This is a genomic window from Acinetobacter kookii, from assembly GCF_900096895.1.
In the GTDB taxonomy this organism is placed as follows: Bacteria; Pseudomonadota; Gammaproteobacteria; order Pseudomonadales; family Moraxellaceae; genus Acinetobacter; species Acinetobacter kookii.
On sequence record NZ_FMYO01000010.1, the window covers coordinates 75,787 to 88,819 of the forward strand.

Here is a 13,033-nt window from a genome sequence, read left to right on the forward strand (position 1 = left end):
CCTTCAGGACTGCTTGGACAGAAGTGTTGCAGGTGACGCCTTCAGGACTTTTTGCTGTAACCGCCCCAAACCTTCGATCATTTGCGCTTGCACTTCTTCAGTCAAGCTTTCAATAGTATGCCCTTGCACAGAAATTGCCGGCAATGCCATTAAATGTGCAGTAACTTTGGGCATTTCTAGCACTTTTTTGACATGGTCGGCAAAGCTAAGATCTCCAACAAATGGCGCGATGGTATCCAATTCCCCATCCTGATTCACATAACAAATCAAACAAATTTGCACCGGACGATTGGCATCAATGGCAGCCCCTAAAATACGGCCATAGATTTTTTTAATTTTACTGCCATCCGAAGTGGTGGCTTCCGGAAAAAATAACACTGGAATATCGCGTTTTAAAAAATTGGTAATTTGCTCTTTAATTTTAATTGAATCACCAGAACCCCGTTTAATAAATAAGGTACCGCCGCCCTTGGCCAGTTTACCCAGAATCGGCCATTTTTCAATTTCCGCTTTGGCTAAAAAGAACACCCGTGCCCCTGAACCCAAAACGGCAATATCCAGCCAGGAAACATGATTGCTCACCCACAGCGCGGGTTCGCGTGGAATTACCCCATGTACCTGAATTTCAAGGTTAAATACCTTGCATAATTCGCGGCAGAAATGCTGTACATAACGCGTATTACATGGGTTGTTCGGATCTTTATATAAGCGATGACGAAAAACCAGATAAAATCCTTGAATAATTGCCGCTAAACCAGCCAATAACTTTTTGCTATATAAGAAAAACTTAGACAAGCCATTTAACGATGAACTTTCAGTTAGGGGGGATTGAGTCATAGATGGATCACTAATTATTAGCTACAACGTTTAATCATTTATTTGCTGTCATTCTATACTGTTCATTTTAAACTTGCATTGATCATAAAAACCTAAATCAGCGATTCACTTTTTAAAACCAGTAGACTGAGTCAATAAATCATTTATTTTTATCATAAATAAAGAGATGAAATAATGTGCTAAAAATTAAAAAAAGATTCAGATACATCTCCGTGATTTGCTTCTTTTCATCACTGCCTTTTAACAATCCCTGCTCATAAAAACACGCCCGGGACTGAATATCTTGTTACGATGCTTTGTTAAGTTTTTGCTATTTTTCCCTCTGCCTGTGCATTTTCAACTAAAATGAAATTTTAACGCAGTAGAGATCATCGTTAGTGGAATATTTTGAGCAACATCAGGGTGGTGAACGAACAATCTTAGTGAGTGTATCGGTACAGCTATTAGACGACCTTGATGCAGAAGAATTTCGTTTACTGGCAGAATCTGCCGGTGCTGAAATTTTGGAACATATTAGTGCTCAACGTATTAAACCCGATCCCAAACTGTTTATCGGTTCTGGCAAGGCAGAAGAAATTGCTGCGCTGGTTCAGGACCTTGAAGCCAATCTGGTTATTTTCGATCATTCGCTGACACCCGCTCAAGCGCGTAATTTAGAAAAAATCATGCTCTGCCGTGTGGTGGACCGCACGGAACTGATTTTAGATATATTTGCGCAACGTGCCCGGACCTATGAAGGTAAATTGCAAGTCGAACTGGCACAGTTACAGCACCTTTCCTCGCGTTTAGTACGTAGCCGGAGCAATCTTGACAGTCAAAAAGGCGGGATTGGCTTACGCGGCCCGGGTGAAACCTTGCTGGAAACAGACCGCCGTTTACTGCGTATCCGCATGGGGCAACTCAAAGCCAAACTGGATAAAGTTCGCCAAACCCGCATGCAAGGTCGTGTTGCACGGCAAAAGGCCGCTGTGCCGACCGTATCTTTAGTCGGTTATACCAATGCCGGCAAATCCACCCTGTTTAATATTCTGGCCAAGAGCGATGTTTACGCGGCAGATCAGCTGTTTGCAACCTTGGACCCTACACTGCGCCGTCTGGAGTGGGATGGAATTGGACGTTTGGTTCTGGCAGATACCGTGGGTTTCGTGCGTAATCTCTCGCATTCTTTAGTCGAGTCCTTTAAGGCAACGCTGGAAGAAACACTGGAAGCCACCTTGCTGCTGCATGTGATTGATTCCAGCAGCCCAGACATGCTGGAACAGATTGAAGCGGTAGAGTCGGTACTCAAGGAAATTGGCGCCAATGTGCCGGTCCTGCGCGTCTACAACAAAATTGATGTCAGCGGTGAAGATGCCAAAATTGTCTATGCCAAACCGCACATGCCCGATCGGGTCTATGTATCCGCACACACAGGCAAAGGTTTAGACCTGCTGCGTCAAGCGGTGCAAGAATGTTTGATGGGCCAGATTCAAAGCTTCGAGCTGAAGTTAAAGCCTGCCTATGGCAAATTACGTACTCAACTGTATGCCTTGAATGTCATTCAATCTGAACATTATGATGATGTAGGTAATCTGCATTTGCATGTGATTATGGCGCCACAAAAGCTGGAACAGCTGATTAAACAGGCACATTTACCTATAGATGAAATTCTGGGGCACAAGGCTGCACAATTTAAACGGCCGCTTGAGGAATTTGAAATAAAAAGATAAATCAGTTAAAACGTGACAAGTGTAATTATAATTGTTGGTAAAAATGGACTGGATAAAAACAATCGACTGGCCAGCTTGGATTGGCACCCTGGCATTAATCATCTGTTTCCGTGAAGGCGCAGTATGGTTAACCGCACAATTTCACCATCCTGAGCTGGGTAATCTAGTGGGCTTGATCAGCCTATTGGCGACTTTATTCATTTGGAGAAGTTTCAGGAAATTACCCAGTCGCCTGGTCGATACCAATAACAAGATTATGAAAGAAAGTGCCTTTGCCTTTTTGCCCATTAGCGCAGGGTCCCTGATTATGCTGACTCAAATGGGCAGGGAAATGCCGGCTTTTCTGCTGGTCATGTTTGTCAGCACCCTGATTCCATTGTGGATCTATGCAAAAATGTCCAAGCGCTGGTTATAGGGAAATTATATGTTTGCAGTACTCTCCGGTTTTTTCATTACCCTGATCGCCTATCTGGTCGCAAAACCGATCAATAAACGCCTGCCGCAAATTCCGGTCATTGTGATTGGCATGTTTTTAATTATTGGCTTGTTGTTCTTATTCGGAATGCCTTATGAATCCTATATGGCACAGGTCAATCCGCTTTTTAATCGCCTCTTGGGCTATGTCACCGTTGCATTGGCCATTCCCCTAGCCGCCATGCGTTATGATGATCTGCCGCTAAAAGCCATGCTCGGAATTCTGGTGTTTGCCAGTATCAGTGCAGTCGCGTTACCGATGGGACTTGCCTATTTATTGCATATGACCGACTCCAGCATTATGGCCTTTGCTACACGTGCCGTGACTACACCAATCGCCATTAATATTGCCACGCTGTTACATGCACCTATAAGCATGGTGATTCTGATTGTGATTTTATCCGGCGTGATTGGCGCTGCCTTTTCGCCATTGATCTTGCGTCATATCAATGATGAACGCGCTTCGGGTCTGGCATTAGGTCTGGCCGCGCATGCCATTGGAACAGCACAGGCATGGCAAAGAGGCAGTGTGGCAGGACGCTATGCCGCTTTTGGCATGGCTGTGAATGCTGTATTTACTGCCATATGGCTGCCTACATTTATACTGTATTTACAAAAAATGTGACCAAATAGTCATTTGCATTAATAATGATTGTTGCCTGTCAAAAATACGCCTAGTATCAGGAATACTGTTAGTGGAATGAAGGAACATTCAAATGGTCAAGATGAAACTTACTATTGCATTAATCTGCTCAACTTTAGCGAGTTTTGCCCTAGCTCAAGACCTTACAGGAACGTGGAAAAATATTGATGATAAAACCGGTTCATCAAAAGCCATTCTTGAAATTCGTCAGGAAAATAATGGCACTTATACCGCACAAGTGGTCAAAGTCACTCCGCGTCCTGGCTATACGCCCAAAGAAATTTGCGTCAAATGCCCGGCACCTTATACCAATCAGCCCATTCTAGGCATGGATGTCTTGAAAGGTTTAAAACACGTAGAAGGACCCAACTATGCGAATGGTAAAATTATCGATCCGCTATCTGGTCATATCTACAGCATGAAAGCGAAATTAAGTCCAAATGGTAAACGCTTGACCCTGCGTGGTTATGTCGGGGTTTCAGCATTAGGCCGTAGTCAGACCTGGATTAGAAATGACTAAATATGACAAAAAGCCACACTATGTGGCTTTTTTCTTCACTGATATTTAAATAATTCACATTATATTTCATTTTTATGAAACAGCGGGTTGACTATTTTTTAAACGATAACTATATCTTTATATAAATTAAAAAAAATATTTTCCACACTTACAGGAATTGATATGAAGAAAAATCTATTATTTACTGCTTTTGCTAGTGTAGTTTTTAGTGGGAATGTATGGGCAAATGATCTTAGCGGAACATGGAAAACCATTGACGATAAAACAGGCTCGTCAAAAGCGATTCTTGAAATGCGTCAAGAAAGCAATGGAACCTATACGGCCAAAATTGTAAAAGTCACTCCTCGTCCGGGTTATACCCCAAAAGAAACCTGCGTAAATTGTCCAGCCCCCTATACCGACAAACCCATCTTAGGATTAGATATTTTAACCGGCTTGAAACCTGCCGGGAATAATCAGTTTGTAAATGCCAAAGTTCTTGATCCACTGAACGGTAAAATCTATAGCGGCAAAGCAAAGCTAAGCCCGAACGGTAAACGTCTTACTCTACGCGGTTATGTCGGTGTGTCTGCGCTTGGCCGTAGCCAGACATGGATTAAACAAGATTAAATGATACAAATTACAGCTCAGCATAGATGGGGAGCATGGTTCGAATGAGCACTTAAAAATTTAATTCCAAAGACTGCTCAATTTCGTATTGCGTCCCCCCACTTTAAATAAGTCACTAGGATGGCTGACTTATACAGATGAGGAAATCTTATGAAAAAAATAGCAATCACCACTACATTTTTTGTAGCACTATTCAGCAGTTTTTCAATTTTTGCTCAGGACATCATTGGCACATGGATACAAATTGATGATAAAACCGGTTCACCTAAAGCACTGATTGAAATTCAAAAGCAAACTGATGGATCCTATGCCGGAAAAATTATCAAAGTAACGCCACGTCCAGGCTATACTCCCCGGGAAACATGTTTCCAATGTCCACCCCCTTATACCAATCAGCCAATATTAGGATTAGAAATTTTTAAAGGCTTAAAACAGGTCAATGGAAATAATTATGCAAATGGTCGTGTACTTGACCCTTTAACCGGGAAAATATATGGCTTGAAAGGACGGATGACCCCGAACGGTAAACGTCTTATTTTACGTGGTTACGTAGGAATTTCTGCTTTGGGACGAACTCAGACCTGGATCAGAAGCGACTGAATATGACAAAAAGCCGCACTATGTGGCTTTTTATTCACTGATATTTAAATAGTTCACATTATTCTTCATTTTCAGGACCCCCTATATTGACTAATTTCTAAACACTCCTAATATGTTTTTATAGATTAAAAAAATTATTCAGCACAACCGTAGGAAATTAAATGAAAAAAAATATCTTACTTACTGTTCTTGCCAGTTTAGCTTTTAGTGGAAATCTATTGGCACAAGATCTATCTGGTACATGGCAACAAATTGATGATAAAACCGGTTCACCTAAAGCAATTATTGAAATTCGTAAAGATGCAAATGATATTTATACGGGTAAAATTGTAAAAGTGACACCTCGCCCAGGGTATACACCTCAAAAGACATGCAACAAATGCCCGGCACCCTATACCAATCAACCGATTTTAGGTATGGATGTCCTCACCGGGTTAAAGCATGTAGAAGGTACGAATAACTATGAAAAAGGCCGTGTTATCGATCCTTTAGCCGGCAAAATTTATGATGCCAAAGTTCGACTGAACACCAATGGAAAACGGCTTACCCTACGTGGTTATATCGGTATCTCGGCATTGGGTCGCAGTCAAACCTGGTTACGGGTCGATTAATCCAAATCTCTGTTTTTAATTAAAAAGCCACAATATAGTGGCTTTTTATCCAAATCGGCTTAATCGGCTTAAAACTGTTTGCTTGACTCTAGAGTATATTGACTAATTACTCTATCTATCTAATATATCCGTTAATCAGAAAATGAAAGATTAAGTGAGAGTCTTATATGCAAAAGAATCTATTGCTGGCTGCTTTTGCTGCTGTACTTTTCAGTGGAAATGTTTTCGCTCAAGACATTTCTGGAACATGGCAGCAAATTGACGATAAGACCGGTGCTGCAAAAGCAATTATTAAAATTAATAAAGAAAACAATAATACATTTACCGGGAAAATTATTAAAGTTACTCCTCGCCCAGGTTATACTCCACGAGAGACATGTAATAATTGCCCAGCACCCTATACCAATCAGCCAATTTTGGGTATGGAAATTCTAAAGGGCTTAAAACATGTAGCTGGAACCAATAACTACGAAAAAGGCCGTGTTATAGATCCTCTAGCGGGTAAAGTTTATGACGCCAAAATCAGACTGAATGCAACAGGCAAGCGTTTAACCTTAAGGGCTTATATGGGTATTTCCACCTTAGGACGCAGCCAGACCTGGATCAGACTGGATTAAGTCCCTGTAAATAAAAAAGCCACATCATGTGGCTTTTTTATTATGGCTTAGCTCGAGGATGACATGACCGGATTATCGACTTTAAATAATTCTTTATCTTCCAATCGATACGCAATCAGTTGATTTCCCCAAACACAGCCCCCATCCACATTCTGAATCTGTGGCGTAATGGTTTTCCCTTGTAATCCAGCCCAGTGTCCAAAGATAATTTGATGGGTTTTGGCCGCTTTGGACTCAAAGTCAAACCAGGGCTGAAAGCCTTCAGGCATAGGATCATCCAGCGAGTCTTTAAAGCAGAACTCCATTCGACCTTCTGCATTGGTTAAACGCATACGGGTCAAATAATTGGTAATACAACGCAAGCGCGCATTGCCTTGTAAATCATCTGACCAAAGATCAGGTTCCGTACCGTACATTTCTGCCAGGAAAGCATCCACCACAGCAAAATCATCATGAGCAATGACCGCTTCTATTTCTTTTGCCAATGCTGCAGTTTGTTCTGCTGACCAAAGGCAAGGAATACCGGCATGGGTCAATATGGTGTGCTCATTCGGGAACAGGCATAAAGGCTGTTTACGCAACCAGTCAATTAAATCATCGCTATCAATTGCATCAATTACATCACGGGTATTGTCTTTTTCTTTCAGCTCTTTTAAACCACGTGCACATGCCAACAGGGTTAAATCATGATTGCCCAGTACTGTCGCTGCCACGCCACGGTCTACAAGTTTTTTAATAAAGCGCAGCGCACCCAGCGAGTTTTCACCCCGAGCAACCAGATCACCAGCAAACCAGATAAAATCCTGATCCGGATCGAACTTGATTTCTTTCAGCAAACTTTTTAAGGCTTCAAAACAGCCTTGAACATCACCAATCACATAATTGTATCGAATATTCGAATCTGCCACTTAATCCACCATTTGGTCTGCTAATGCAACAAATTGAGCCAAGGTCAAAGTCTCTGGACGTGCCATCGGATCAACACCTGCTTTTTCAAATCCCTCTTCAACCAGCATGCCTTTTAAACTGTTGCGCAAAGTTTTACGACGCTGGGTAAAGACATGTGAAACCAGACGCGCCAAGGCTTTTTCATTTTTTGCCACAATCGGTTTAACATCGTACGGCTCTAGACGGAACACTGCAGACGTCACTTTTGGCGGAGGATTAAATGATCCTGGTGGCACTTCAAACAGGAAAGTCGGTTTGCAGTAATACTGGATCATCACCGACAAACGGCCATATTCTTTGGTATTGGGTGATGCAGTAATGCGGTCGACCACTTCCTTTTGCAGCATAAAGTGCATGTCTTTGACTTTGTCGCCAAATTCCAGAAGATGGAACAGAAGCGGTGTTGAAATATTATAAGGCAGGTTACCCACCACACGTAGCGGATGGCCTTCTTGAAATAACTCAGTAAAGTCGTATTTCAAGGCATCGGTTTCAACAATGGTCAAACGCTCAGGATGCGGCACACGACCCGGCAAACCTGACGCCAGGTCACGGTCAAGTTCAACCACAGTTAAAGCATCACATTCACCAATTAAAGGTGAAGTCAATGCCGCAAGACCCGGACCAATTTCAACAATGTTATCGCCAGAACGTGGATTCACTGAACGGACAATTTTGGCAATGACACGTTGGTCATGTAAGAAGTTTTGCCCAAAACGCTTACGCGTGTGATGCCCTTCATCTTTGGGGTTTAAGGCATTAATCTGATACATAAACATTTCCAACGTGTAATAAAAACAAGATCATTGACGCGCAAGTTGGAGCGCCAAATCCACAGCCACATGCAAGCTTGAGCTTTTTGCCAGACCTGTACCTGCAAGGGAGAGTGCTGTGCCATGATCGACAGAAGTTCGGATAAACGGTAAGCCCAAAGTAATATTGATGGCTTCACCAAAACCCTGTGATTTTAACACAGGTAAGCCCTGATCGTGATACATCGCCAGCACGGCATCGGCATCTTTTAAATTTTCCGGAGTAAATAGAGTATCCGCCGGCAAACTTAAACTCATGTTGATACCTTGTGCGCGATAGCTTTCAAGTACAGGATTGATCACCTCAATTTCTTCCATCCCCAAATAGCCATTTTCCCCTGCATGCGGATTTAAACCACAGACTAATATATTCGGATGATCAATTTTAAATTTGGTTTTTAAATCGTGGATTAAGATATCAATCACTTGATGCAGGCGTTCAGGCGTGATCGCATCAGGTACATCACGTAAAGCCAGATGCGTGGTCACCAGTGCAACCCTTAAAGTCTTGGTAGCGAGCATCATTACCACGCGATCAACGCCAGCAAATTCCTGGTAATACTCGGTATGCCCGCTAAAATGGATACCCGCTTCATTGATAATGGATTTCTGTACGGGTGCGGTGGCTACCCCGACACTTTTACCCGACATGGCATAGTCTGCCGAACGACGTAATTGTTCTAATACATAGGCAGAATTTTCTGCATTCAGTTGTCCCAAAACCACTTCAGTATTTAAGGGAATATGTTCCACATATAACTGTCCTTGAGCTGCAGATTCTAATTGTCCTTGATATTCAAATAGTTCAATCTCTTTTTGTAATAATTCGGCACGTTTTTTTAATAGGTGGATATCCGCCAAGACGACAAGAGGACGCTCATCAACACGATCGGCCAAACTTAAACAAATATCCGGACCAATACCAGCAGGTTCACCACTCGTGACATATAAAGGAAGCATAATTCATCCAAATAGGGCTCAATGTTCAACATTATAACGCGAATGTCGGACAAGAAAGCTGAAGCTGTGCAAAACAACTTATAGATCAACTGCCTTAATCAAAAAACAACTCGTCATTAGCCATACACTGATATTTTTCACTTTAATACTTCAATAAAAATAAAATTTTAAATTTTCATCATCGCTTGCTAAAAATACCAAAAATACTGAATGGCACAGGTTCTCAAGTCGATAAAATCGTATCTATTGCTTTTAAAGAGAACATGCAAGATTCACAGTTTCAGAACTAAAAGCCAATATTTTGATCTTCATTTACCGCCCATCCGTTTTAGATTCCCCAATACTTCCATTTTCATCTTTGTTCTTTTAAAATATAGCGCTTGAAATTTTATATTTTCATTGTGGTTCTCCTGTCTTTCAGGTAGAATTCGGTCTCCTTTTGTTTGGACAGCTTCCATAGTCCAAACCAACTATAATAGGTAGTGGTTTAATGAAAACTCTCAGCGCTAAGCCAGCTGAAGTTCAACACGACTGGTACGTTGTTGATGCTTCTGGCAAAACTTTAGGTCGTCTTGCGACTGAAATCGCTCGTCGTTTACGCGGTAAGCATAAAACTTCTTATACTCCTCACGTTGACACTGGTGATTACATCGTTGTGATCAATGCTGAACAAGTTCAAGTGACTGGTAAAAAATCACTTGATAAGAAATATTATCGCCATACTGGTTTCCCTGGTGGTATTCGTGAAACTAACTTCGAGAAGTTAGTTGCTCACAAACCAGAAGAAATTTTCCAACGCGCTGTAAAAGGCATGTTGCCAAAAGGTCCTCTTGGTTATGCAATGATCAAAAAAATGAAAGTGTACGCTGGTACTGAGCATCCTCATACTGCTCAACAGCCACAAGTTTTGGACATCTAAGGGATACAGCACATGGCTACTAACTATGGTACAGGTCGCCGTAAGACCGCAACTGCACGTGTTTTCCTATCAGCTGGTACTGGTAAACTCGTAATCAACAACCGTTCTTTAGAGCAATATTTCGGTCGTGAAACTGCTCGTATGGTTGTTCGTCAACCTTTAGAGCTTTTAGAAGCTACTGAAAAATATGACCTTTACATCACTGTTGCTGGTGGTGGTATCGGTGGTCAAGCTGGCGCTATCCGTCACGGTATTACTCGTGCATTGATCGCTGCTGATGAAACTTTAAAACCTGCTCTTCGTCAAGCTGGTTTCGTTACTCGTGATGCTCGTGAAGTTGAACGTAAGAAACTTGGTTTACGTAAAGCGCGTAAACGTCCTCAATTCTCTAAACGTTAATTCGTTTACCGAATCGGACAAAAAACCCTGGATTATCCAGGGTTTTTTTTATGGTACTTCAATTTTAATCTGGGTGAATATTTTCATCCTACTGTTCATGCACATCCTTACCCCACACACCTTCATGGCACCAGAAAGATTTGGTGAGATAATAATTCGCAAGACCAATCAAAATAAACAGTGAAACCATCGCCAGTTTGATTAACATCTTGTTTTCCTCCCGCTATTTTTTCTTATCATCTTTTTATCTTAACCCCAATTGCGCTTTTATGCTTCGTGCTTTTTAGCTTGAATTTTAGTATCCTATTCCATTCATTTATCACTGTTTCGGATTATGTCAATCGAAAATGCACATCTACAAGGAATTACGCTTTACAGTCATGCGGATGATTTTCGCTCCCACTGGATACGCTATGTACTTGCAGAGAAGCAAATCAAATATAATCTAATTATTGTAGATGAAGAGGATGAAGATCTGGCCAGTCTCAATCCCTATAATCAGCTCCCCATGCTGATTGAAAACGATTTAAAATTATTTAATTCCAGCATTATTTCCGAATACCTGGACGACCGCTATCGTCAAAACAAACTCTATGCCGATGCACCGATGCCACGAGCAGAGCAACGGCAATATATCTGGCGTTTTGAGCAAGACTGGTTAAAACTGGCGGATATTATGCTGTGTCATCCAGACACCCTGAATGAAAAAGAAAAAGCGAAAGCTCAAAAGCAGCTCAGGGATACACTGATTTCACTTACGCCATTATTTCAGCATTTTCCCTTTTTTATGTCTGAAAACTTTACAATTTTAGATTGTATGCTGGCACCTATTTTTATACGGTTAAAGGCCATGGGCATCGAATTGCCTAAACAGCATTGCCGTCCCATTCATCTATATTGTCAACGAATTTTTAGCAGACCTGCATTTGCCAAATCTTTAACCATGCAGGAAAAAAACCGCTACAGCAAATTTTTAGTAAATTAATCGAGCAACATCATGTCTGAACAAGAATTGAATCTTACCCCTACCCGACCTTATTTAGCACGTGCTATCTATGAATGGATCTGTGACAATAACCTGACCCCATATTTATTGGTTGATGCGACTCAACCTAATACCATGGTACCGGAACAATTCATTCAGGATGGTCAGATTGTTTTAAATATCGTTCCTCATGCCGTGCACAAGTTACATATGGGTAATGACGCAATCACCTTCTCTGCGCGTTTTGGTGGCGTTTCACGTGACATCTATGTACCCTTAAATGCAGTACTGGGTATTTATGCTCGTGAAAATGGACAAGGCCTATTCTTTGATCCAAATGAATATGAAGGTACCCAAATTACTGAAGATACATTAGAATCAACCACAACTTCAGAAGAAACTGAACAACCTAAGAAAAAACCGAGCCTACGGTTATTAGATTAAAATAAGAGGGAGCAAGTGAATGGCTTTTGATTTAGTACAATATTTTGCTGAGCAGATTAACAATCAAAAGCCTCAGCTTCTCGAGCACTATTCTAGAGAAGATCGAAAAACTCATCTGTTAGAAATTAACGCGCTGGTATTAGGTAAACTTATTTCACTTTGGCGCACCGATGATAAAAAAGTTTATCAGGAAATCTCCTCACCAGATGATCTTTTTATTCAAGAGATTGCACGACATCTCACGACATCTTCAAAAAATCAGTCTCCTTTGCCTAAAAATGAACTAGAGCCAACAGTAACTGAAATATTAAAATTACAATTGGCAGAATTAAAACAACTCAATGATATTGGAAACCTGAATATCATAGGCTTACGTGAACTGATTTTAGGACAGATTGAACATTTATCTGGCCAGGCTTCCGATTGGGTTTGGTCAACAAACGACCTAACAGAGTTAAAAGGCTCTAAACCGATTGAGCAAGAAGAGATATCATTAGACTCAACAATGAAGGAGTTTAATCAAATGGTCAGCCAACAATACCCACATGACGAAGCAAATATCAGCTATGAAGTGGTAAATGCCCCAGTTCCAGCATGGTCAAAAGTATTTGAACCTATTGTAGCTATCGTTATTCTTTGGATTTTATATAGCGCAGCAATATCTATGTTTAATTAAGAACACTCAAGTTGATATTCAAATAAAAAACTCGCCAAAATGGCGAGTTTTTTTATAACCAGCTTAAGTATTCTGAATAAAAACACACTGAACTCTACGAAACCCATTTTAATCATTCTTCTTTTTAATAAAACTCCCCGCATAAAAAAAGCCCCTGCACTTGGCAGGGGCTTTCGAATAATGAGCTGGCGATGACTTACTCTCACATGGGTAATCCCACACTACCATCAGCGCTAAGAGGTTTCACTTCTGAGTTCGGGAAGGGATCAG

General features: G+C 41.3%; 17 protein-coding genes and 1 rRNA gene. 13 read left to right on the forward strand and 5 right to left on the reverse strand.

Annotated features, from left to right (window positions below):
- Positions 1-3 precede the first annotated feature (3 nt).
- The gene (locus BLP85_RS12590) at positions 4-837 is read right to left on the reverse strand and encodes a lysophospholipid acyltransferase family protein (protein WP_092820420.1); all 834 of its coding nucleotides are present in this window, start codon (positions 835-837) and stop codon (positions 4-6) included.
- A 377-nt stretch (positions 838-1,214) separates the two neighbouring features.
- Here BLP85_RS12590 and hflX point away from each other — a divergent pair, with 377 nt between their 5' ends.
- From hflX to BLP85_RS12630, 8 genes are all read left to right on the forward strand, one after another.
- Entirely contained in the window at positions 1,215-2,546 is a 1,332-nt protein-coding gene (hflX, locus tag BLP85_RS12595) for a ribosome rescue GTPase HflX (protein ID WP_092820421.1), read from the forward strand.
- A 43-nt stretch (positions 2,547-2,589) separates the two neighbouring features.
- Positions 2,590-2,961 (forward strand): hypothetical protein, encoded by a 372-nt coding sequence (locus BLP85_RS12600; RefSeq protein ID WP_092820422.1) that lies wholly within the window; start codon positions 2,590-2,592, stop codon positions 2,959-2,961.
- Positions 2,962-2,970: 9 nt separating this feature from the next.
- Positions 2,971-3,645, forward strand: coding sequence for an LrgB family protein (locus BLP85_RS12605; protein WP_092820423.1), 675 nt, complete (start codon positions 2,971-2,973; stop codon positions 3,643-3,645).
- Positions 3,646-3,736: 91 nt separating this feature from the next.
- Positions 3,737-4,183: a DUF2147 domain-containing protein gene (locus tag BLP85_RS12610; RefSeq protein ID WP_092820424.1), complete on the forward strand. Its 447-nt coding sequence runs from the start codon at positions 3,737-3,739 to the stop codon at positions 4,181-4,183.
- A gap of 162 nt (positions 4,184-4,345) precedes the next feature.
- Positions 4,346-4,792, forward strand: coding sequence for a DUF2147 domain-containing protein (locus tag BLP85_RS12615; protein ID WP_092820425.1), 447 nt, complete (start codon positions 4,346-4,348; stop codon positions 4,790-4,792).
- 150 nt (positions 4,793-4,942) lie between these two features.
- Positions 4,943-5,392 carry a DUF2147 domain-containing protein gene (locus BLP85_RS12620; protein WP_092820426.1) on the forward strand — a complete coding sequence of 150 codons (450 nt, stop codon included), beginning with the start codon at positions 4,943-4,945 and terminating at the stop codon, positions 5,390-5,392.
- A 161-nt stretch (positions 5,393-5,553) separates the two neighbouring features.
- A complete protein-coding gene (locus BLP85_RS12625; protein ID WP_092820427.1) occupies positions 5,554-6,003 on the forward strand; it encodes a DUF2147 domain-containing protein in 450 nt (149 codons plus the stop codon).
- A gap of 167 nt (positions 6,004-6,170) precedes the next feature.
- On the forward strand, positions 6,171-6,620 hold the full coding sequence (locus BLP85_RS12630) for a DUF2147 domain-containing protein (protein WP_092820428.1): 450 nt from the start codon (positions 6,171-6,173) through the stop codon (positions 6,618-6,620).
- Positions 6,621-6,667: 47 nt separating this feature from the next.
- Here BLP85_RS12630 and BLP85_RS12635 read toward each other — a convergent pair whose 3' ends face one another.
- From BLP85_RS12635 to pdxA, 3 genes are read right to left on the reverse strand one after another with little or no spacing between them, the layout of a single operon-like run.
- Complete coding sequence (locus BLP85_RS12635) at positions 6,668-7,513, reverse strand: symmetrical bis(5'-nucleosyl)-tetraphosphatase (RefSeq protein ID WP_092820439.1); 846 nt, start codon at positions 7,511-7,513, stop codon at positions 6,668-6,670.
- 15 nt (positions 7,514-7,528) lie between these two features.
- Positions 7,529-8,341, reverse strand: coding sequence for a 16S rRNA (adenine(1518)-N(6)/adenine(1519)-N(6))-dimethyltransferase RsmA (gene rsmA / locus BLP85_RS12640; protein ID WP_092820429.1), 813 nt, complete (start codon positions 8,339-8,341; stop codon positions 7,529-7,531).
- A gap of 30 nt (positions 8,342-8,371) precedes the next feature.
- The gene (pdxA, locus tag BLP85_RS12645) at positions 8,372-9,340 is read right to left on the reverse strand and encodes a 4-hydroxythreonine-4-phosphate dehydrogenase PdxA (RefSeq protein WP_092820430.1); all 969 of its coding nucleotides are present in this window, start codon (positions 9,338-9,340) and stop codon (positions 8,372-8,374) included.
- A 490-nt stretch (positions 9,341-9,830) separates the two neighbouring features.
- Between pdxA and rplM the strand changes: the two genes are divergently transcribed.
- From rplM to BLP85_RS12670, 5 genes are all read left to right on the forward strand, one after another.
- On the forward strand, positions 9,831-10,259 hold the full coding sequence (rplM, locus tag BLP85_RS12650) for a 50S ribosomal protein L13 (RefSeq protein WP_004811299.1): 429 nt from the start codon (positions 9,831-9,833) through the stop codon (positions 10,257-10,259).
- A gap of 12 nt (positions 10,260-10,271) precedes the next feature.
- Positions 10,272-10,658, forward strand: coding sequence for a 30S ribosomal protein S9 (gene rpsI / locus BLP85_RS12655; protein ID WP_034588505.1), 387 nt, complete (start codon positions 10,272-10,274; stop codon positions 10,656-10,658).
- A 334-nt stretch (positions 10,659-10,992) separates the two neighbouring features.
- Positions 10,993-11,643 carry a glutathione S-transferase N-terminal domain-containing protein gene (locus tag BLP85_RS12660; RefSeq protein WP_092820431.1) on the forward strand — a complete coding sequence of 217 codons (651 nt, stop codon included), beginning with the start codon at positions 10,993-10,995 and terminating at the stop codon, positions 11,641-11,643.
- Between the two features lie 12 nt (positions 11,644-11,655).
- Complete coding sequence (locus tag BLP85_RS12665; protein WP_092820432.1) at positions 11,656-12,087, forward strand: ClpXP protease specificity-enhancing factor; 432 nt, start codon at positions 11,656-11,658, stop codon at positions 12,085-12,087.
- A gap of 19 nt (positions 12,088-12,106) precedes the next feature.
- The gene (locus BLP85_RS12670; RefSeq protein WP_092820433.1) at positions 12,107-12,763 is read left to right on the forward strand and encodes a hypothetical protein; all 657 of its coding nucleotides are present in this window, start codon (positions 12,107-12,109) and stop codon (positions 12,761-12,763) included.
- 183 nt (positions 12,764-12,946) lie between these two features.
- Here the strand turns inward: BLP85_RS12670 and rrf are convergent.
- Positions 12,947-13,033: ribosomal RNA gene (rrf, locus tag BLP85_RS12675) — 5S ribosomal RNA — on the reverse strand; the annotation flags it as partial.